21 protein-coding genes and 1 tRNA gene are annotated in these 20350 nt (G+C 58.0%); 13 read left to right on the top strand and 9 right to left on the bottom strand.

The features are described 5' to 3' along the window. The 6 genes from VFQ24_01455 (at position 1) to VFQ24_01430 (ending at position 3033) form a co-directional block, all read left to right on the top strand. Positions 1–219, top strand: coding sequence for a hypothetical protein (locus VFQ24_01455; protein ID HET9177006.1), 219 nt, complete (start codon positions 1–3; stop codon positions 217–219). Between the two features lie 209 nt (positions 220–428). Further along, positions 429–1100, top strand: a complete 672-nt coding sequence (locus VFQ24_01450) for a DUF1326 domain-containing protein (GenBank protein ID HET9177005.1) — start codon at positions 429–431, stop codon at positions 1098–1100. A gap of 110 nt (positions 1101–1210) precedes the next feature. Next, on the top strand, positions 1211–1882 hold the full coding sequence (locus tag VFQ24_01445; protein HET9177004.1) for a hypothetical protein: 672 nt from the start codon (positions 1211–1213) through the stop codon (positions 1880–1882). 38 nt (positions 1883–1920) lie between these two features. Beyond that, positions 1921–2430 (top strand): hypothetical protein, encoded by a 510-nt coding sequence (locus tag VFQ24_01440; GenBank protein HET9177003.1) that lies wholly within the window; start codon positions 1921–1923, stop codon positions 2428–2430. 131 nt (positions 2431–2561) lie between these two features. Then, positions 2562–2876 carry an antibiotic biosynthesis monooxygenase gene (locus VFQ24_01435; GenBank protein HET9177002.1) on the top strand — a complete coding sequence of 105 codons (315 nt, stop codon included), beginning with the start codon at positions 2562–2564 and terminating at the stop codon, positions 2874–2876. 81 nt (positions 2877–2957) lie between these two features. Then, positions 2958–3033, top strand: a tRNA-His gene (locus VFQ24_01430). A gap of 77 nt (positions 3034–3110) precedes the next feature. Here the strand turns inward: VFQ24_01430 and VFQ24_01425 are convergent. The 5 genes from VFQ24_01425 to VFQ24_01405 all read right to left on the bottom strand — a co-directional run bounded on the left by VFQ24_01425 (position 3111) and on the right by VFQ24_01405 (position 7298). Next, entirely contained in the window at positions 3111–3629 is a 519-nt protein-coding gene (locus VFQ24_01425; protein ID HET9177001.1) for a MaoC family dehydratase, read from the bottom strand. 7 nt (positions 3630–3636) lie between these two features. Further along, positions 3637–5166 (bottom strand): CoA-transferase, encoded by a 1530-nt coding sequence (locus tag VFQ24_01420; protein ID HET9177000.1) that lies wholly within the window; start codon positions 5164–5166, stop codon positions 3637–3639. Positions 5167–5176: 10 nt separating this feature from the next. Beyond that, positions 5177–5965: an enoyl-CoA hydratase/isomerase family protein gene (locus tag VFQ24_01415; GenBank protein ID HET9176999.1), complete on the bottom strand. Its 789-nt coding sequence runs from the start codon at positions 5963–5965 to the stop codon at positions 5177–5179. A 161-nt stretch (positions 5966–6126) separates the two neighbouring features. Beyond that, a complete protein-coding gene (locus VFQ24_01410) occupies positions 6127–6282 on the bottom strand; it encodes a hypothetical protein (GenBank protein HET9176998.1) in 156 nt (51 codons plus the stop codon). A 26-nt stretch (positions 6283–6308) separates the two neighbouring features. Then, on the bottom strand, positions 6309–7298 hold the full coding sequence (locus tag VFQ24_01405) for an acetamidase/formamidase family protein (protein ID HET9176997.1): 990 nt from the start codon (positions 7296–7298) through the stop codon (positions 6309–6311). Between the two features lie 431 nt (positions 7299–7729). On the opposite strand from VFQ24_01405, the gene VFQ24_01400 reads away from it, so the two are divergent. The 6 genes from VFQ24_01400 to galT all read left to right on the top strand — a co-directional run bounded on the left by VFQ24_01400 (position 7730) and on the right by galT (position 15355). Beyond that, entirely contained in the window at positions 7730–9676 is a 1947-nt protein-coding gene (locus tag VFQ24_01400) for a PAS domain S-box protein (GenBank protein ID HET9176996.1), read from the top strand. A gap of 277 nt (positions 9677–9953) precedes the next feature. Then, on the top strand, positions 9954–10715 hold the full coding sequence (agaR, locus tag VFQ24_01395; protein ID HET9176995.1) for a transcriptional repressor AgaR: 762 nt from the start codon (positions 9954–9956) through the stop codon (positions 10713–10715). Between the two features lie 205 nt (positions 10716–10920). Then, on the top strand, positions 10921–12402 hold the full coding sequence (gene cysS, locus VFQ24_01390; protein ID HET9176994.1) for a cysteine--tRNA ligase: 1482 nt from the start codon (positions 10921–10923) through the stop codon (positions 12400–12402). 97 nt (positions 12403–12499) lie between these two features. Further along, positions 12500–13828 carry an acetyl ornithine aminotransferase family protein gene (locus tag VFQ24_01385; protein HET9176993.1) on the top strand — a complete coding sequence of 443 codons (1329 nt, stop codon included), beginning with the start codon at positions 12500–12502 and terminating at the stop codon, positions 13826–13828. 12 nt (positions 13829–13840) lie between these two features. After that, complete coding sequence (locus VFQ24_01380; GenBank protein HET9176992.1) at positions 13841–14311, top strand: YraN family protein; 471 nt, start codon at positions 13841–13843, stop codon at positions 14309–14311. A gap of 30 nt (positions 14312–14341) precedes the next feature. Then, positions 14342–15355 carry a galactose-1-phosphate uridylyltransferase gene (gene galT, locus VFQ24_01375; GenBank protein ID HET9176991.1) on the top strand — a complete coding sequence of 338 codons (1014 nt, stop codon included), beginning with the start codon at positions 14342–14344 and terminating at the stop codon, positions 15353–15355. Positions 15356–15442: 87 nt separating this feature from the next. Here the strand turns inward: galT and VFQ24_01370 are convergent, their stop codons facing one another. The 3 genes from VFQ24_01370 to VFQ24_01360 all read right to left on the bottom strand — a co-directional run bounded on the left by VFQ24_01370 (position 15443) and on the right by VFQ24_01360 (position 19027). Further along, positions 15443–16876 carry a Gfo/Idh/MocA family oxidoreductase gene (locus VFQ24_01370; protein ID HET9176990.1) on the bottom strand — a complete coding sequence of 478 codons (1434 nt, stop codon included), beginning with the start codon at positions 16874–16876 and terminating at the stop codon, positions 15443–15445. Positions 16877–16938: 62 nt separating this feature from the next. Further along, the gene (locus VFQ24_01365; GenBank protein HET9176989.1) at positions 16939–17937 is read right to left on the bottom strand and encodes a PmoA family protein; all 999 of its coding nucleotides are present in this window, start codon (positions 17935–17937) and stop codon (positions 16939–16941) included. Between the two features lie 145 nt (positions 17938–18082). Then, a complete protein-coding gene (locus VFQ24_01360; protein HET9176988.1) occupies positions 18083–19027 on the bottom strand; it encodes a TIM barrel protein in 945 nt (314 codons plus the stop codon). A 486-nt stretch (positions 19028–19513) separates the two neighbouring features. Between VFQ24_01360 and VFQ24_01355 the strand changes: the two genes are divergently transcribed. Continuing rightward, positions 19514–20158: a VTT domain-containing protein gene (locus tag VFQ24_01355; protein ID HET9176987.1), complete on the top strand. Its 645-nt coding sequence runs from the start codon at positions 19514–19516 to the stop codon at positions 20156–20158. Here VFQ24_01355 and VFQ24_01350 read toward each other — a convergent pair. After that, on the bottom strand, positions 20155–20350 hold a 196-nt coding region (locus VFQ24_01350; protein HET9176986.1), incomplete at its 5' end, for a hypothetical protein. The genes VFQ24_01355 and VFQ24_01350 overlap by 4 nt on opposite strands.

Genomic DNA, 20350 nt, shown 5'->3' with positions numbered 1-20350 from the left:
ATGCCTGAACCTTTGAACGCCAATATCATTGGTCACGCCACGTGCCGTTGCCTTCATTCGAAGGAAACGTTTATCCACGCTGAGCCTGATCCCAGGATTCCCAGCATGAGCAGCGGCATTCACTGGTGCGTTCACACCCACACGTGCCTGGGGCCAGATGGCCAGATTGCCGAACCTGAAAGCTGCAAACCCGGCCGGAGCTGCTACGACCCTCTTTAGGCCTCCGGTCACCCTGTCCACAGAGTGCATCGTGAGAGTGCGGGTGTGCGCTTGCAAAAGTGCATGCCTCGCGCCCTTCATCTCAACTTTTCCAGTTACCTAAGGAGCTTTTAGGGCATCTTAGGGTTGATGCCTTATTTTATCCTGAGCTAAAATATTGGTATCCCGTTTTGGGGCAACAACGCATAAGCAGTTGAAGGAGGTCAAATATGCGGAACGTTTTCGGGGCAGGTCTGGCGGCTTTTATTCTTCTGGGGCTGGCGGTGGTTCCGGCGAAGGCGGCCGTGACCGGCGATTATCTGGAAGTTAGGAGCGCGGACGTGTGGACAGGACCTTGCTATGCCAATTCAGAGGTTGATCTGACTGGGAAGCAGGCGATCCTGGCGTGGAAGATCAATAAAGGATCATGGGAAGGTACTGATTTGAGCGGCTTGACGGTGGTTGCGGTGGTGAAAGCCAAAGCAACTCTCGGAGATCCATACCGGAATCCCTATCCGAGCGAATCGGTGCTGATTCTTGACCGTGCTGCCACCTCGCAGCAGCGGGAAGCTCTGGTGAGCTTCGTGAAGGCGCGGGCAGGCAAGCTGGTGGACCGCGTGGTGCGCGTGGACATCGCTCCCATCAGTCTGGAAGTGGGTCAAGGAGCAGACCACGGGACCGACGTGCTGAAGGCGGGCGACCTCGCCGTGGTGAAAACACGTTCCCTGTGCCAGGGTGACATCATGTGCGGCAATGAGACGGTGTATTATCCGCCTCTGACCCGGACTAACCACTCGATGCCGGCGTTCAGCGAGGAAGACGCGTTTAACGGCCAGGGCCTGGGCGTCGTGTGGACCAACCGGAATGCTCGCAGCGCCTTTGTCGGCACCTTTACGGACTGACGCGTTCGAGGGTGATGAAAGAATGCGCCTCCAGAATGGGAAGCGGTAAGTGTTCCTGCTTCCCGTTCCATCTGCTCCAAAATCCGGCAAGTCACTCAGGGAGGTTCTAGATGCGACGGCTCGTAGCTTTTTCGGCGGCTTCTATTCTGGCTCTCGGCGTTGCTGCCTTCGCTCAGGGCACCTACAAAATACAGGCGACCCAGGGTCCGCCTGGAGGTGATGTCCCGCAAGCCATCCAAACCAATCTTCGGCCGCAAGGCGAGAGCCTTGTAGACAGTTCCGGGAAGTCGCTGTGCGAAGTGTGGTTGCGCAAGGACCTTGCGCCCGCCTCGAGCCCCGAAACGGCGTCGAATGTCCTTTACGGCAAGATCGCGCAGGGATCGCTGGTGGGCGTGATTCATTTCCCGGAAGATTCAAAAGACTATCGCGGACAGGCCATCAAGGCGGGATATTACACCCTCCGCTATGAGCTGGTTCCGGAGGACGGAAACCATATGGGCGTCAGCCAGTACCGCGATTTCCTCCTCCTCACGCCCGCTGCCAAGGACACGGACGCCGACAAGGCTGTATCGTTCGACGACGCCCTCAAGCTGTCGCGCCAGGCCACCGATACCGGACATCCAGGCGTGATGATCATGGATTCGGTGAGCGACAGCAACAAGACGTTCCCGGCTGTGTTCCAGGACTACTCCCAGAACTGGGCGCTGCAGATGGAGTCGCAGCTTGGGAACGGATCAAAATTGCCGCTGGCAATTGTGCTGGTGGGGCAGTACCAGGGCTGACGGGCCTCGCGCTCCAGCCGTCAGCGGTGGAGAGCATTATGAAGTTCCTAAAAGCCGTTTCTCCGGCGAATAATTTGCCGGGCGCGTTAAGCCCCCCGCCTCGTCATCTTGCACTCGTGGCGCTGTTGATGTGTGGTCTTGCGCTCTTATTGGGCGCCGGCCCGGCCCGTGCCGCGGACACTCAAGCTTCCCAGAAAACCCTGCAAGGGAAACTTCTGTTCCTTCAAGGAAGCGGTCCGGTGGTGAAAACCGCGACGAAACAAATTCCTCTGGCCGGCCGTTATGATTATATTTTCCGCACGCTCGAAGACCAGCGGCTTCGAAACGATGATGTGCGGCTGAAAGGCGAGTATCAGGCGGACGGAAATTTCCGTGTGGACAACATCTTCACCGTCCACAATGGAGAGGTCTATCGCGTCCGATATTATTGCGAGACCTGCAACATCGTAGGACAAGGGCCGGGAAATTGCGTCTGCTGCCAGCAGCCTACTGAGCTTCAGGAAATTCCAGTCAACAAGAGCGACACGAAAGTCCTGATCACACACTGACGGCGCCGCTTTCTGCTGGCCCAACGGTTGGTTATGTCGTTGGGGTTCGTGTGTTGGAATCTGCTCGACAGCGCGGAAAGCGTACAAAATGGCCCATGTGTGGTTAGGGAAATTGGGAGGCAGCCGGTCAAATGATTTTAGAGGTGGCAATTCTAAATGTGCGGAACGGACAGGAAAGTGATTTCGAGGCCGCAATGCAAGCTGCTCGCCCGCTGATCGCAGCCACGCCCGGTTTTAGGAGCATCAAAGTCCGGCGATGTGTTGAAAGGCCCAATCGCTATTTGCTGTCGGTTACGTGGCAGAATCTGGAGAACCATACTGTAGATTTTCGCAAGTCCGAGCGATATCAAAAATGGCGCGATCTCTTGCACCATTTCTACGACCCGTTCCCTACCGTTGAGCATTACGGGGACCCGCTGGATATCGGATCGGAAGCCTCGGACTAGTTCAGCCTTTGCTTGCCGTTGACACTTTCGCCGTCTCAATGGTTAGATAAAACGAGGCGTCAAAATCTCAACCGCCTTGTGGTGAGCGTAGCTCAGCCGGTAGAGCGCCAGATTGTGGATCTGGAAGTCGCGGGTTCGAACCCCGTCGCTCACCCCAATATTCCTGCCTGTAACATTCTCCGGCAACTTTGCAATCGAGTGCTCTGAAGTGTCAGCAGGTGAAGAAAGAAGGGGTCAGGTTGCCATCCGGAGTTTTGATCTCGCCAGCAGCGTTGTTTCACCCTTCTGCACCACACGGCCTTCCTGCTGGGTTACTTCAAGATGGAGCGTCACGATTGCCTTTCCCTTGCTGGACAGGCGTTTCTCGATGACGGTGATTCTGGCGCCGATCCGGTCGCCGGCGAAGATCGGGCCGGTGAACTGCCAGTTCCACCCGAGCGATGCGGCCACCATCAGGCGAACCGAGGCCCGGTTCTTAAGTCCATCGGCAAGCGCCAATCCCAGCAGCCCGTGCGCAACGCGCCGCGGAAAGCCCTGCGCGCGCGCAAAATCGTCGTCCATGTGAACGTCAAAAAAATCTCCGGACAGTCCGGCGAAATTGACGATGTGGGCCTCGGTGACCATAATACGCCCTGTTTCAAACCAGTCGCCCTCGTGAAGGTCTTCAAACCAGTAGTCGCCCGGCGGCAGTTGCCTGCCTTTTGCATCCTCCATCGCAATCTTGCCTTTCAGTTTGAGCTGGCGTTTTGGCATAAGCTGTTCACACAAAACAGGCGTCGGCCATCTGTTTGACCTCATCGACGATCGGCCGGAACGCCATGTAGGGAAAAATGTCGCGCTCGGGATCTATTCCCGGTGCAATCTCGGTGAGGCGCAAACCTTCCGCGTCGAGCCGAAACACGCAACGCTCGGTGACGTAGAGGACTTCCTGTTTCTTCTGCCGGGCGTATTGCCCGGAGAAGGTAATGCGTTCCACGGCTTTGACGAACTTCTGAATCCTGCCCGGACTCACGATGCGCAGCTTCCCGCCTTCGAATGCAACCTCGCTGCCCTGGGCGTCAAAAGCGCCGCAGAACACCACGCACTTCGCATTCTGCGCAATTTCCATGAACCCACCGGGACCCACCAGATGGCCGCCCAGGTGCGAGACGTTCACGTTTCCCTCTGCGTCCGCCTCGCCCATGCCCAGGAAGGTCTGGTCGATGCCGCCGCCGCTGTAAAAATCGAATTGGTCCACCGAGGGGACCAGCGCATCGGGGTTGCGCGCAGCCCCAAACAGCCGCTCATCCAGCATGCGGCCGTTGTGGGTGCCCTGTTCGACGCTCATCCAGAGATCGTCTTCGACGCCCTGCTCGGCGATGACGCCGAAGATTCCGCCGGGAATTCCGAACCCAAAATTTACAGATGCTCCGGGGCGAAGCTCCATTGCCGCGCGCCGGGCAATGATGCGCCGCGCGAGTTTAGCGGGGAGTTCGTTGGACAATCGCTTGAGGGGCGCCCGCTGAGAGCCGCTGATGGTGGGATCATAGGGCAGGCCGTAGAACAATTCCTGCGCGGGATCTTCGACCACAGCATCAACCATGATGCCGGGCACGTGTACGCTTCTGGCTTTCAAAGTTCCCGGCTTGACCACCTCGCGGACCTGCGCCAGAACCGTGCCATTAGAATTGTGCGCCGCCATGGCCATGGTGTAAATGTCGAGGTCAACAGCTTCCTCTTCAGGGCTGATGTTTCCCTTCAAGTCGGCATAAGTGCCGCGAATGATGGCGACGTCCACCTTGAAGGGCTTGTAACGCAGCAGCTCGCGCCCATCGATATTCATCAGCTCCACCAGTTCAGACGTGCTCCGTCTGTTGCAGCGGCCGCCATCCTGCCGCGGGTCTACGAAGGTGCCCAGCCCGGTATGGGTAATGAGGCCGGGCCGCCCGGCGCCAATCTCCCGCAGGAGCTGCTGCACCACGCCGCCGGGAAAACAGTAGGCTTCAATCTTTTCGTCGCGGATAAGTTGCTGGATGCGGGCCGACCAGGTGAAATGCGCTGCGATGACCCTGGCCAGCATCCCCTCGTGCGCGAAGCGATTGGCCCCCATTTCGCCTCGGTCGCCGAGCCCCAGGGAGTGGACCAGAGTGATCCCGCGCGGCTCGCCCGTTTCGAGGAAGCGCTTCTCTATGGCGGCAAAAATCGCTTCGGCGGAAGTCATCCCCGCGCCGTTGCCGCTGACGGCCACGATATCGCCGTCCCGAATCATCCTTGCGGCCTCTGCCGCACTGAGGAACCTGGGCTTGCTCATGCTGAAATACTTAGCGGTTTCGAAAAACCGGTTTCCTTTTAGCCCGAAAAGCCGCGATGCCTTCCCTCGAATCCTCCGTCGATCGCGCAAGGCCAGCGGCCGCCGCGTGATGAAGGCTGAAGTCGGCGTGCATGGATTGCAACAAACTTTTCGTCAGGGCCATGGCAGCCCCCGAGTTCGCGAAAATCTGGCGAAGCCAGGCCTCGATCTGGATTTCCATGGTGTCAGGGTCATCGGCAACGGCGTTCAAAAGTCCCCACTCGTAAGCTTTTTCAGCAGAAATTGGAGAGCCTAGCAGCGTAAGCTCCCGAGCGCGGGCCACGCCGACGATTTCGGCGAGCCGACAAACCCCCGTCCAGCCCGAAATCATGCCCAACCCCACTTCCGGAGTGCCAAGCTTCGCTGCTTTCACCGCAACTCGAAGGTCCGCCATCAGCGCGAGTTCGAGCCCGCCGCCCAGGGCGTGGCCGGAAATCGCGGCAATGACCGGCTGCGGCAAGGCCGCGACCATCTCAAGAACCTGGATGCCGCGGAGGACCCATTGATTGGACATTGCATTGGGAGTGAGAGCGCCCCAGGCCTCGATGTCTCCTCCCGTGCAGAAGAAGCGCCCGTTCCCGCGCAACACCAGCGCACGGATGTTTTTTGCCGCTTTCAACCCGTGAACGTAGCCCTCGATTTCGTCGAGCATTGGCAGCGTGATGGCATTACCTTTCTGCGGCCGGTTGAGCGTGATCTCCGCCCACTCGCCTCCACTGCGTTTCTTTTCCTGGTATAGAACGGTGGCTTCCACTTTCATTCTCCAGTCCGCTGGAACCCGGAGTTTCGACGAGACAAACGCGACATCTGCTGCTGTCGGCTGTCCGCGCATAGCGTCGAGTTGCTGCGCGTCACGCCAATGGGAACCAGGGGGCAATGGCTTTTGTAAAGGGTGAATCTTATGTTTCCGGCAACGCAGTGTCAAGCAGCGCGCGGGCGCGTGGTGACCCGGTTCGGTTCCGGTTTTGTGGCACGGCCATCCTGGCCGTGTCCTTTGACCACAGCACCGGCGAGAATGCCCGTGCCACAGATCAGTCCAGGAACCACGCCCGTGCGCCAGAAAACCGCGTGAAGCATTCCAGGCGGGTTCCTGCCCGACTCGTTCAGTGGAAACCGGGGATCGACTTCTTCAGTATCTCCGCGCCGGCGGTGTACTGCAGGCTGGCGATGGGAGCCATCTGGTAGACATTGACGCGGAAGTCGGGATTGACGCCCAGCAGCAGGTAGGCCATGCGCTGGGTGCATCCGTAGTCTTCCATCAACCAATCCATCAATTGGATGCTGGCGCGCCACACAGCCTCCTCCAGCGGTTTGGCGCAGGCAAGCGAAATCAGACTCTCCTGTTTCTCAAGGCGCACGAAGGGCTTGTTCTTCCCCTTGAGGAGCCCACATCGCAGTGTCACCGTGCTGCGGGTTTCCATGGCGGTTCCGTAGAACTCGGTGTCGCCCTGGCAGGCATGGACGTCGCCCACATAAAGCAGCGCGCCGGAGTGGTAGCAGGGAATCAGAATCCGCGTACTAGGATGGATGTCGCGCACGTCCATATTGCCGCCCCAACTTCCCTGGCCGAGGCCGGGTGTCGCAACTTCGCGCTCGGGCGCCACGGCAATCGTACCGATAAAGGGTGACTGCGGGAAGCGCAGGCCCAGCGGGTGTCTGCGGACCTGGCCATCCTCCCACGTGACAGCCTCATTGAGGACTACTTCACCGTTTTCGTGGCGACCGATGGCGAATGTCAGAGTGCTCAACTCTTTCCAACGAGCGGAATCTCCCAGGGGCTTGTGTCCGGGGCGCCAGTAGGTGACGCTCTGCTCGTCGAGTTCCAGCTTGTCGATTTCGACCACCAGCGTGTCCCCCGCTTCTGCCCCTCGAATGTAAACAGGCCCCGTAACTGGATTGGCCTTGGGCGGAGAATAATTCAGGTACCAGGCGTTAAGGAGTTGCGCGGCATCTTCAGGACGGCGGTAGGTTCCCGAGGGAGCGTCTTCCGTTTCGAGGATGAAGGGCTCGTCCTGCTCGACTTCCAGAACGGGAGAGTGACGATGGTCCAGAGTGTACTTCAGAGAGTCGTGGCTGCGCGCAACACGTTTCATACTTTCTGAGCTCCCTTTCCGTGCTTCCGTTGAGTTTAGTCCCGCGATGACGCGCTGTCTATCGGCTAAAGCAGCAGTGAATCTCGTCGATAAATCAATTGAAGCGGCAACTGTACGAGCCTTTGCCCGGAGACGTACCGTGAAGACTGGCAGGAAGCCGGGTTGCTACTCCATCTACGGGGCGAGCCCGGGAATACACATGCTGCTGCCAACACCATAAGGGCGCCTGCCGGTCGGTGTTGCAACCAGGACCTCTGTTGAGATCCAAAGCGAGTGAAATGCCAGGGAGGACAGCAAGCAAGAAGGACCTTTTGCACGAGATCGCCGGTCTCCGCCGGCGGCTCGCCGATGCCCAGAGAACCATTGGTGGCCTGCGGAGCAGGGATGCTACAACCCCAGCGAATGGAAATGGGGATTCGGGAGATCCCGGCGTGGCCCATCATGGTGCTTTCGACGCGGCTGGCAAAGCACGCGCGTCAGAGGAGGGAAGTCTCAGGTTTTATCACGCCTTCGCATACTCGAAGGCCGCGATCGCCATCCAGGACGCCGAGGGTCGCATCATAGAACAGAATGCCGCCCACCGGACTTTGCTGGGCTATTCCGACGGCGAGTTGAAAGGCAGGACACCCGGCCATTATCTTGCGGGGGAGATGGGCGAGTTTGGGCGGACCAGGGACGAACTGTTGCGGTGGGGGAGTTACTTCGGCGAGACCCGATGCCGGACCCGGAGCGGCCGATGGGTGGACGCCGAAATCTCGATCGCCATCGTGCGGAATGCTGAAGACGAAATCATCGGTTACACGACGTTCCTTTTCGACATCACGCAAAAGAAGCGCATGGAAGACGCGCTTCGCGAGAGCGAAGACCGCTTTACGACTTTTATGAACAACAGTTTCATCATCGCCCTGATGCGGGACACCCGGGGCCGCTACGTATACGTCAACCGCGCGTTCGAGCAATACGTCGGAAAGCCTTCGGCTGAAATTCTGGGAAAGACGCCTTTTGAGCTGTGGCCCGAAGAGTCTGCCGAGGAATTAATTGCGGCTGACCAGGTGGTCCTGTCCACCGGGCGGCCACTCGAGAAGTACGAAACCACGGCCCTTCCCGGGCGTGAAACCAAGGAGTGGCTGGCCGTAAGATTTCCGTTCCACGATCGGAAAAGGAAAGCCTTTGTAGGCTGCGTGCTGATTGATGTCACCGAGAGAAAGAGCCTGGAGGAACAGCTTCGCCAGTCGCAGAAAATGGAAGCTGTGGGCCGGCTGGCTGGCGGCATCGCTCATGACTTCAACAACCTGTTGACCATCATCGCCGGCTACTCCGAGTTATTGCTGGGGTCCGAGACGATTGTGGAAGAACAGAGGGGCAAGATTGAAGAAATCAAAAAGGCGGGCGAACGGGCGGCACTGCTCACACGGCAACTTCTGGCTTTCAGCCGCAAGCAGGTCCTGGCTCCGAGGGTCCTTAACCTGAACAGCGTCATTGAAAACCTTCGGAAGATGATCGACCGCCTGATTGGCGAAGACATTGAGTTCGCTACCGTTCCCTTTGGCGCTCTGGGGAAGGTGAAAGCAGATCCCGGCCAGGTCGAGCAGATCATCATGAACCTGGTGGTGAACGCCCGCGATGCGATGCCACACGGCGGAAAGTTGACGATTGAAACTGCCAATGTGGAATTCGATGAAGAGTATGCCCGCTCTCATGTGCCCAGCGTGCCCGGACATTATGTGATGGTTGCAGTGGGCGATACGGGAACAGGGATGGATCCCGAAGTACAAAAGCATATTTTTGAGCCGTTCTTTACAACCAAGGAAACGGGAAAGGGAACAGGACTTGGTCTCGCTACGGCTTACGGCATTGTCAAGCAGAGCGGAGGCTTTATATGGGTTTACAGCGAAGTGGGTGTTGGCACGGTGTTCAAGATCTATTTTCCACGGGTCCTGGAACAGGATGAGCTGCCCGCTACCGTCCAGCATGAGCCAGGGCAGTTGAAAGGAACAGAAACTATTCTGGTGGCTGAGGATGAGGTGGCCCTGCGGACCCTGATCTGCGAAACTCTGGAGCGATTTGGGTACAGAGTGCTGCTGGCCGCTGACGGGAAGGAAGCTGTCAGGCTCAGCGAACAGTGCAATGGTCCCATCCATCTGCTGATCGCTGACGTTGTGATGCCCCGGATGAGCGGGCGTGAGGTGGCTGAACACGTTACGGCGGCCCGCCCTAAAATTGAAGTGCTCTACGTTTCCGGTTACACGGATGATGCGATTATTCAACGCGGCGCCATCGGTCCCAACAAGGCCTTCCTGCAAAAGCCCTTCACCCCTGCCGCGTTGGCCAGGAAGGTCCGGCAGATTCTTGAGCACCATCCAGACGCAAAGCACTGACTTAGCCCTCTTTCTCTGGCGCCGTTCACTCGTCTACCACTAATATTCCAAAGGACATCCTGACCGTCTTCCGCTTCAGTTGGCACGGCCGGATGACTCTGCTTCGGATGACAGGGCCCATCGACCTCCCTAAGAGCGTGTCATTCTGTTACACTCTGGCGCATCGGGACGCCATCAGCGCCCAAGGAGTCGCTTCTGGGGAATTGTTTTGACAAACGAAACGAAAGGCATTAAAACAAAACGGCTGAAATCTGGACGGTCGGAAGGACAAAACATTATGCTGGCCGAAGAACGGCGTCGAGCGATCCTTGAAATTATGGCGCGCGAGGGCAGGGTGCTGGTTCGCGAACTGGCCGACCGCTTTGACACTTCCCACGTTACCATCCGAAATGACCTGAAGATTTTACACACCGAAGGACTGATCCAGCGGGCGCACGGCGGGGGCCTACCGGCCGGCGGCGGAACGCTCATCGATCCCAGCCTCAAGGAAAAGGAAAATGTTCATCAGGACGAGAAGAGGAGGATCGGCGAGGCCGCTGCGGCGATGGTGAAAGAAGGACAATCCGTCCTGCTGGACTCGGGCACAACCACCACCGCAGTGGCCCGGGCCATGCGCCAGCACCGCGACTTGACGATTATCACAAACGCCGTGAATATCGCCGCGGAACTGGCTCCCACGCCCATGGAACTGATTCTGACCGGCGGCATCCTTCGGGAACGCTCGTTCTCTCTGGTGGGCCCTCTGGCGGAAGAGACCCTGCGGGAGCTCCAGGCGGACATCCTGTTCCTCGGAGTTGACGGGTTTGACGTCGAATACGGTTTGACAACGCCGAACCTGCTGGAGGCAAAAGTAAACCGCGTGATGGTTGAAATTGCCCGACACGTGGTGATGGTTTGCGACTCCAGCAAATTCGGCCGACGCAGTCTGTGCCTGATTGTGCCTCCTGCCTCCATTGATGAGGTTATTACGGACGCTGGTATTGGAAAGAATGAACTGCGGGCGCTGGAAAAAGTCGGCATCAAGGTAAGCGTGGTATAGCGACAGACGGGACTTGGCGCGCGCCGGCGGCCTCGTTCTCCCGCCACCAGGGCTGTGGTCTTCCTCGCTCTCTGCTCACTCCCATCCACTTCAAATCCACAGGGAAAATACCATGCACCCTTCCAATTCTATAAACCCTCGATCCTTGACGGTGTTTGGGGTGCGCCGATAGAATGAAGGATTCTTCTTTCCGTGTGATATCAATATGATGGCGCTACGTTTCTACAACACGCTGGCGGGCAAGGTGGAAGAATTCCAGCCCCTGGAAGACAAGAAGGTCCGGATCTATGCCTGCGGCCCGACGGTCTATGGATACGCCCACATCGGCAACTATCGCACTTTCGTATTCCAGGACATCCTAAGGCGTTTTCTGAAGTATCAGGGCTATGAAGTGTTGCACGTCACGAACCTGACGGACGTGGATGACAAGACCATCCGCAACGCCAACGCGGCCGGGCTCAACCTACGGGACTATACCGACCGCTTTATCGAAGCTTTCGATGTTGACCGCAAGCTGCTGAACCTGGAAAAGCCGGAAATTGTGGTCCGGGCAACGGACTACATCGGCGACATGGTGAAGCTGATCCAGACGCTTGAACAGAAGGGCTACGCCTACAAGAGCCAGGGATCATACTACTTCCGGGTTGAAAAGTTTCCGGACTACGGCAAGCTTTCCAGGATTGACCTTTCTGGAATGCGTGCCGGCGCGCGCGTGGACGCTGACGAGTACGACAAAGCCAATGTTCGGGATTTCGTCCTGTGGAAAGCCGCCAAGGAAGGCGAGCCGTCCTGGGACACTCCTCTGGGTCCGGGGCGGCCCGGGTGGCACATTGAATGCTCGGTGATGTCGATGAAGTATCTGGGTGAGACATTTGATATCCACTCGGGCGGGGTTGACTTGATATTTCCTCACCACGAAAACGAAATCGCCCAGAGCGAGGCCGCAACGGGCAAGCCATTTGTGCGGTACTGGCTGCACAGTGAACACCTGGTGATCAATGGCGAGAAGATGTCCAAATCGCTGGGCAATGTGTACACGCTGCGCGATCTGATTGCGGAAGGTTACAGACCCACAGCGATCCGCTACCTGCTGGCGTCGGTCCCATATCGAAGCCTGTTAAATTTTACTTTCGACGGATTGCACCAGGCGCGGCAGTCGGTTGAACGCCTGAGGAATTTCCACTATCGCCTGACGAAGGAAGAGTTCCCGCCAGGCAGCAACGCTGAGCTCGAAGAACTGGCGGCAGCCGCCCGGCGGAAATTTGAAGAAGCGATGGCCGACAATCTGAACACCGCTGAAGCCCTGGCTGCAATTTTTGAGATGGTGCGCGAAGGCAACACGGCGATGGACCAGGGCAGGTTTTTGGATGGGGACCGGGGGGCTTTCCTGGACACACTGGGGCGATGGGACCAGATTTTTGCTGTGCTCGATGACAATGACCAGGCCAAGCTGCGCGAGTTTGGATTGTTGAAAGCCGAGCAGTCCGCAACCGACCCGGGTGGAGAATCGGTTAGTGCGCTTGTCGAAACTCTGGACGAAGAGGAAATTGGACGGCTCCTGTCAGAACGCGAAGCCGCGCGGCGGCAAAGAAACTTCGCGCGCGCTGACCAAATCCGCGACGAGCTGCAGAACGGCGGGGTGCTGGTGGAAGACACCAAAGCGGGCACACGCTGGAAACGAATATGATGCCTGTCCCTGGCAGGTCATGGCCTGAACAGTTGACGTGCTTCCCTGGCCTGCGTGCTGCATGAATGCGGCGTGACAACGCTGGCAAGGACAGATTATGAAAAACGGATTACCTGAAATCAGAACACCTCTGCCCGGACCGGAGGCGCGGAAAATACTCGACCTCGATCATCGCCTGGTTTCGCCGTCGTATGGCCGGGATTATCCAATGGTGGCCAAGCGCGGCAGCGGCATGATGGTGGAGGACGTGGATGGCAACGTCTTTCTGGATTTCAGCGCAGGCATCGCTTCGGTATCCACCGGGCATTGCCATCCGGATGTCGTCCGGGCAATTCAGCGCCAGGCCGAAACGCTGATCCACATGTCGGGAACGGACTTTTACTATCCGTTGCTGACCCAGGTTGCGGAAAAAATCACTTCCATTACGCCCGGTGACTTTCCCAAGCGGGTCCACTTTGCCAACTCGGGCACGGAGGGCATTGAGGCGGCGATGAAGCTGGCCCGCTATCATACGCGGCGGCATCGCTTCATCGCATTTCTGGGGTGCTTTCATGGCCGCACGTTCGGCTCGCTTTCACTGACGGCCAGCAAGGCCGTCCAGCGGAACGGCTTTGGTCCACTGCTTCCAGGGGTGAGCCACGTCCCCTACCCGAATCCTTACAGGTGCGCGAACCGGCATCCGGCGGGCGATTGTGATTGCAGCGGCGCAGAAGCTATCCGGAAGCTCTTCAAGACCACGACTCCCCCGGAAGAAGTCGCCGCGGTCGTCGTCGAGCCGATCCAGGGTGAAGGCGGATATGTTGTGCCGCCTCCGGGGTTCCTTCCGGAGCTTCGCGAGCTGACAGAGCGTTACGGTATCCTGCTGATTGCGGATGAAATCCAGAGCGGCATGGGGCGCACGGGCCGCATGTGGGCCTGCGAGCATTCCGGAGTTGTGCCGGACATCCTGGTGACGGCGAAGGGGATTGCCTCAGGGATGCCGCTGGGCCTTACAGTTGCGCGCGCCGACATCATGAACTGGCCGCCAGGCGCCCACGCCTCAACTTTTGGCGGAAATCCCGTCGCGTGCGCTGCTGCGCTGGAAACGATTCGCCTGCTGGAAGAGCAATACATCTCGAACGCAGACAAGATGGGCAAGTACATCCTGGACCGGCTGCAGAGCTGGCCGGCGAAGCATCGCCATGTCGGCAACGTCCGGGGAAAGGGATTGATGATCGGCATCGAGCTGGTCAAAGATCCGGCAAGCCGGGAGCCGCATCCCCAAATGTGCCACAGCGTCATCCAGCGCGCATTTGAACTGGGTGTTCTTGTGCTGGGCTGCGGAGAGAGCACCATCCGGCTGATGCCACCGCTGATTGTTGAACAATTCCAGGCGGACTTTGCTCTGGACGTGCTGGAACGCGCGATCGAAGAAGCGTCAAAATGAGGCTGGAAAGCATTGGACTGGGTTGCTCATCTGGTCTACGGCGCGTTAGTCTGGCGTGAAGAGCGCCGTGCAACCGTTGCCTGCCGCCCACGAGGGGCGGGCGAACGCGGTGGAGCAGCCCGGCACTTGAAAATTGGGGCCCTCGGTGAGACGCTGGCTTATTGGCACCTGCGCCGCGAGGGGTACGCGATCGTCGCGCGGAACCGGCGGCCGCACGGCCGGTCAGGCGAACTGGACCTGGTGGGCTGGGATGGATCTGTGCTGGCCTTTATTGAAGTAAAAACACGGACCGGCCAGGATGCCGGACCTCCGGAAGCGGCCCTCAGCTTTGACCAGCAGCGCCGAATCGTCCACAGCGCGAGGGTCTATCTGCGGCGACTAAAAAGGCAACCCGCTGCCTACAGGTTTGATGTTGCAAGCGTCATTTGGGAGCCTGCAAAGGGCTACCGGGTCCGTGTCATTAAGGACGCTTTCACGGAATGACTGAAACCTGCCGTCGAAGGAGCAACGAATTTGCCTGAGCTCAGGAAAGATCCCATCACGGGTCGCTGGGTCATTATCGCCACGGAGCGCGCCAAGCGCCCCTCTGATTTCGTCAGGGACAAAGTCGAAATTCGAGGTTCGGGCTTTTGCCCCTTCTGTTATGGAAACGAGTCGAAAACTCCTCCTGAAATCATTGCTTATCGCGGCGACGGCAGCACGCGCAATTCGCCCGGGTGGTCCTTGCGGGTGGTGCCCAACAAATTCCCGGCACTGGGAATCGAGGGTTCTCTGAACCGGCAGGGCGAGGGCTTGTATGACAAAATGAGCGGCATCGGGGCGCACGAGGTTATCATTGAAACTCCGGACCACCAGAAGACCCTGGCCATGTTGTCACCCCGCCATATTGAAGACGTGCTTTGGGCCTACCGCGACCGCATCATCGATCTCAAGAAAGACCGCCGGTTCAAATACGTCATGATTTTCAAGAACCATGGCGAATCTGCGGGAGCATCGCTCGAGCACACGCACTCCCAGTTGATTGCCCTTCCGGTTGTCCCCAAGAGGGTGCGCGAGGAAATCGACGGGGCGCGCGAATACTTCAATTTCAGGGAGAGGTGCATCTTCTGCGACATTATTCGGCAGGAAACGGAAAGCGGCATCCGGGTGATCGCCGACACGCCCGCGTTCATTGCGGTCGCTCCGTTCGCTCCGCGGTTTCCGTTTGAAATCTGGATTATGCCTCGCGTTCACCAGTCCACTTTTGAGGACTCGCAGAAGCAGGAGTTTGAGCAGTTGGCTGTAATACTGAAAGATATGCTGACGCGGCTGGATAAGGTCCTTGACTACCCGGCTTACAACTACATCATCCACACCTCGCCCATCCCGGAAAGCCCCAATGAGCACTACCACTGGCACCTGGAAATCATGCCCAAGCTTACCAAGATTGCCGGATTTGAGTGGGGCACCGGATTCCACATCAATCCCACCCCGCCCGAAGAATCGGCGAAATTCCTTCGAGAAGCTGCCGTGCCGGTAAGTTCCTGAATTTGTCTCTGTGGCACCGCGCTTTAGCTCGGCACCTGCCCACCTAAAGGTGGGCGCTACGAGTGCCAGTATTTCTGACGCACCACACTAGATGTTTTCCGGAACGACGAACGGCGCGCGATAGCCGCGGTCGGCGTCACGGAGCAGGCGATTGGCCTCATCGTCTCCGATCACTTGGAGCGAATCAGGATCGAAGTGGAGCGTGCGGCCCACGCGATAGGAAGCATTTGCCAGTTGCATCAGGCCGGCTGAAATGAACCCTTCTTCGATGGGGGCGTGCAGGTCCTGGGCGCGCCGGCTGCGGACGCAATCAATGAAGTTGCCGAAGTGGCTTCCGCCCTGGTGTTCTGTCGGACCGGGCTCCATGTCCTTCCCCAACCATGTCTTGTACGTGTCGGCGTCCTCGTCGCCCATGGCCATGCATCCCTTTGAGCCGTAGAAGATGTCACCGACGGTGTTGTGGCTGCCGGCCAGCGGACCGGTTTTCGGCGCATTGGCAGCGTGCCTCGGCGCCGGAGTTCCCAATTCCGGGGTCCCGATTTCTGCCTCGTTGTTGGTGATCCAGTGCCGGACCTCGAACTCAATCACCTTGGGTTTTGCGTTGGGGATCTCATACTCGAAGGCGCAGTTCAAGGTGTTGGGTGTCTGCTGATCGTCATCAAACATAAAGTGCCCGCCGATGGCGGAAATCTTGTTCGGGAACTTTACACCCAGGCCCCAGCGAGCCACGTCAATCTGATGGACGCCCTGGTTGCCGATATCGCCATTGCCATACCACCAGAACCAATGCCAGTTGTACAGGAAGCGGTTCTTGGTGAACACGTGCTCGGGGGCGGGACCTTGCCAGAGGTTATAATCGAGGCCCTGCGGCGGGTCGCTGGGCGGGGCGTGGCCGATGGTGTCGCGCCACTTGAAGCACAGGCCGCGCGCCATGTAAACGTCGCCGATCACTCCGCTGTGGAGCTTATCCATGGCATTGCGGATGGCCACAGCGGAGCGGATTTGCGTGCCATGCTGCACTATGCGGTTGTATCTCTGGGCGGCGCGTGCCAGTTGGTGCCCTTCCCACAGGTTGTGGGCAGCAGGCTTTTCAACATAGGCGTCTTTGCCCGCCTGGCAGGCCCAGATGCCCATCAGGGCATGCCAGTGGTTCGGCGTGGCGATGGTGACAGCATCGATGGACTTGTCGTCGAACAGCTTGCGCAGGTCCTGGTAGCCTTTGGGCCTGGGATGGCCCATTTTTTCAATCTGCGCCTGCCGCTGGCTGATGAGCGGTTCATACGCGTCGCACAGCGCGGCAATCTCCACGTTTTTAAGCCCAGACAGTTCATGGATGTGGTCCTGTCCTCGCCCGTGGAGTCCGATTACTGCAACGCGCACCCGGTCGTTAGCCCCCAGGACGCGGGGCGGTACGATTTCAGCAAACCCATTCAGGGCTGCTAAACCCGCAGCCGTGGTGCCGACCCCGGTCTTGAGGAAGTCGCGACGGCTGATTTCAGATTTACCTGGTTCCTTTGACATAAGTGCCTCCATTAATATACGGCTCTCCCAGCCGCCTATGTATATTCCAAGAATACAACACTCTACGGTGCCGCCGCGTATTGCTGATAGGCCTCGGCGACGTGGGCCTGCTTGTAATCGCCATGGTGGATGAATACGCGGTAACGCAGGGTGAGAGACTTGCCCTGCGGAATAGTCCAGCTCCCGTCTTTATTGTAGTCGCCGGTAAATTCCCGGATGCCGAAGGGATTTACGGCAAACAGCCCGTAGCCTCGCGCGTGCCAGTAGGTTGGATGACGGAAGCTCTTCGGACTGTCAAAAATCGCAACCCCCAGTTCTTCATCTCCCACCTTCCCGTAGTAATCCACCCAACTGGCGCGCTTTCCCCAGATCTCTTTTTCTCCCTCGCCACCCTCGGAATTCACCATATGCCCCGGCGGAGAGTAGAGTTCTTTGACGACGCGAATGGCAAATGAACCTTCCTTGGTATCGCCCATCGTAACGTCCGCGCCCTGATTGGCGCTGATGACGATTTCACAATCGATCATTCGGGTCTCCTGATCACCGCGAAAAACGAAAGCCTGGGATTCATCGGCAATCACCCGTCCCCGTGGCCCGGCCAGGCGGAAAAGCGCACGGATCGTCCCGGAGTCTGCTCCGGACTGCACCTGCTCAATCTTGTCCAGGACGGTGCGCCCGAAAACGGTGCCGTCGCTCCACTTGGGCCATATTGCTTCTCCCCAAAAGTCGATGCCGTCCACGTTGCCGTGGCCAAAATACATGGGCCGCTGGTGAGGCTCCAGGTTGCGATCGTGCTCATGCTCCGGCGGAACGGTGTTGCCGATGGGAAAGCCGCGCGTGATGATGGTCCCCTGTGCGCTCCGCAGTGGCATGAAGTAGGGCTTTGCGACTTGCGGGTCAAAGTAATAGGTGGTGAAGGGCTTCCCTCCGATGATCACGTTGATTTGATTTGCCTCTCGCTGAAGCTGAACACTTTCGTCAGCCGCGTATGCGCAGGAAGCAGCCAAAACGGCGCTTGTAACCAACAGGAACAGTGGAAAAACAATCTTGCTGCGGGGCATGAATTGACCTCCGGAAATTTTTCGCTGGCGCGGGGGTAAGGCGCCATCAACCGCGGCCGCTCTAACAGATCTTTTCGCCGACTAGGGCCAGCCTGAACTCGCGCCGCAAGGAGTTCGCGCCGGCGGCGGTGGGTCTTGCGACTGCCTAGGAAAGATACTGCAACGTCTCTTTGACAAGCCTTCGGGTGCCTTCAACCGGATCACCCGCTTTCGTTTCCCATTCCATCGAGAAATAGCCGCGATATCCGGCAGCCTTCGCAATTCCAAATGCCTTCGCCAGGTCGATTTTGTAAACGGTACCCTTTCGGTCGATGACTTCGTCCTTCACGTGCACCATGTTGAAAACGTGCTTGAACATGGCGGTGAGGCCGTTATAGTTGTAAGCAGGGTCGCCCTTCTGCATGGTGTTCCCGAGATCAGGCAGCGCGCGGAGATACGGGTTGCCAGCCTTTTCAATCACTTTGACGATGAAGAATGGATCTTCATTCTCAAGGCTGTCGTTTTCAAGATTGACAACGATGTTCTTGCTGGCCCCGTAATCTGCCAGTTCGCCCAGGCTCTGTGCCGTCAGGTCAACGTCTGGCTTTGCCCCGCGAGCGCCTCCCAGGTGCTGGCGCACGCTTGGAGAACCCAAGACCGCGGCGATGTCAATCCATTTCTTGCTGCTCTCAATCGAGGCCTTGCGGCGGGCCGGGTCGGGATCATAGAACCTGCCGCCGCCCAGGCCCAGGCCAACAAAATGTGAACCTGCCTTCGCCACCTGCTCCCGAAGCGTCTCGAGATGACGAGGTTCGGTGGAAGAGAAGTGCGCGCCGAGAGGATTAATATTATGGATGTTGAACTTCTCGATCGCCATTTTGGCGAAGCCGAGGATATCCATTCCCGGCTTGCTTCGGTCACGGTCCGAATTGTGCGGGCCTTCCATGGATTCGCGAAAGGGATAGGATGTCAATGCAAGGCGGTCGATTGGCCGGTTTGGGAATTTGATGTGAGGTTCGCGCGCGTAAGCAACTGAACCTAATGTCTCACAAAGTATGCCAACGCCCAATGCCGCCGAGCCTTTCAGAAGATCACGCCTTGAAATGTTCATAGCTTCGAAATCTCCATTTCGCGATGCCCGCCAGATGACGGTGAATTGCTGGCCACACTATAGAATTGGTCTATTCCCAAGACGGCACGTTGGGGCTGGGCAACCGCCAGACCGCACATCCTGTTCCTGAAAGAGGAAGACCGGCAATAAAACCAGATAACACATATCACGAGGTTTGGACGGTGTCAATCAATAATCGGTTCGACTTTTCTGAAAATTCCGCGAAAGGTTCTTTGAAATAGCTGAAATTGTTTTGCCGCGAATGTTTGACCTGCACTTGTTGGTCTGGAAACTGTGGCAGGATGAACAAGCGCGCATCCCGCCGAGGTTTCCTGTGCGATTTAGATCGACAAAGTCGCTGAATCTTGTGTAATTTTTAGCGTCGCGCCTCGTGCATTTGTACAGACGTGGGTAAGGGTGGGGTGTCCTTGAGCTGTGGACCGGCTTGGGACAATGTCGCTCCTGCAAATAGTAAGGATTTATCGCGTGAAATTTCTTCATAACCTGGCCAGTAAGCTCGAACACACGCTCTTGGTTTATGGGGGCTGGGGGCTTGTCGGAATTGCCACGCTCGACTCCGCCGGCCTCTCGATGCCCGGAGTGAAGGATTTCCTTCTGATTTATCTTTCCAGCCGCGACCCTGACAGAGCCTGGATTTATGTGCTTGGCTGCACCGTTGGGACGGTTTTGGGATCATACTTCGTTTACATCCTTGGCCGGACAGGCGCCCGGCTGCTGAAGCGAAAGCCATCCACCGGTGAGATGAGCCGCGCCAAGAAGTGGCTGGTGAAGAATGATTTCCTTACGGTCCTGGTGGCATCGCTGCTGCCTCCTCCGTTGCCTTTCAAGCCGATCCTCCTGGGGTCGGGAGCGCTGCGGATGAGTCCGGTCCGGTTTACAAGCGCGCTGGTGCTGGGAGGGGTTTTGCGGTTTGGCCTGGAAGCCTGGATTGGTGTCCGTTATGGCGTTGGAGGGGAAGATTTCCTCAAGCGCAATCTTGTCTGGATTTCGCTGGGTTTTGTCGCGATAGTTGTGGTCTCCGCTTATCTCTACCGATGGTGGAGCTCCGGAGATCAACAGGGGCCGCCTCCGACAGTCCCACGGCAGTCCTCAAATGACGGCGAAAACTAATCGGCCTGGAACCGGCCCGAAAAATCGAATTCCTGTAAACGGACGTGCAACTCGGTGTCGAGTTCAATTCTGATTGCGAAGCCGCCTTGGCCGGCGCCGGCCGGCTGGAAACGCAGGTCCCGTATGATAACCGTCGTCCCGCTCTCGGTGGGCAAAACTTCAGTCCAGGGAAATCGCGCGAAATCCATAAAG

This window comes from Terriglobia bacterium, assembly GCA_035712365.1.
Taxonomy (GTDB): Bacteria; Acidobacteriota; Terriglobia; order UBA7540; family UBA7540; genus SCRD01.
The sequence above is the reverse complement of the archived record's forward strand: the minus strand, read 5'-3'. Positions and strand labels throughout refer to the sequence as shown.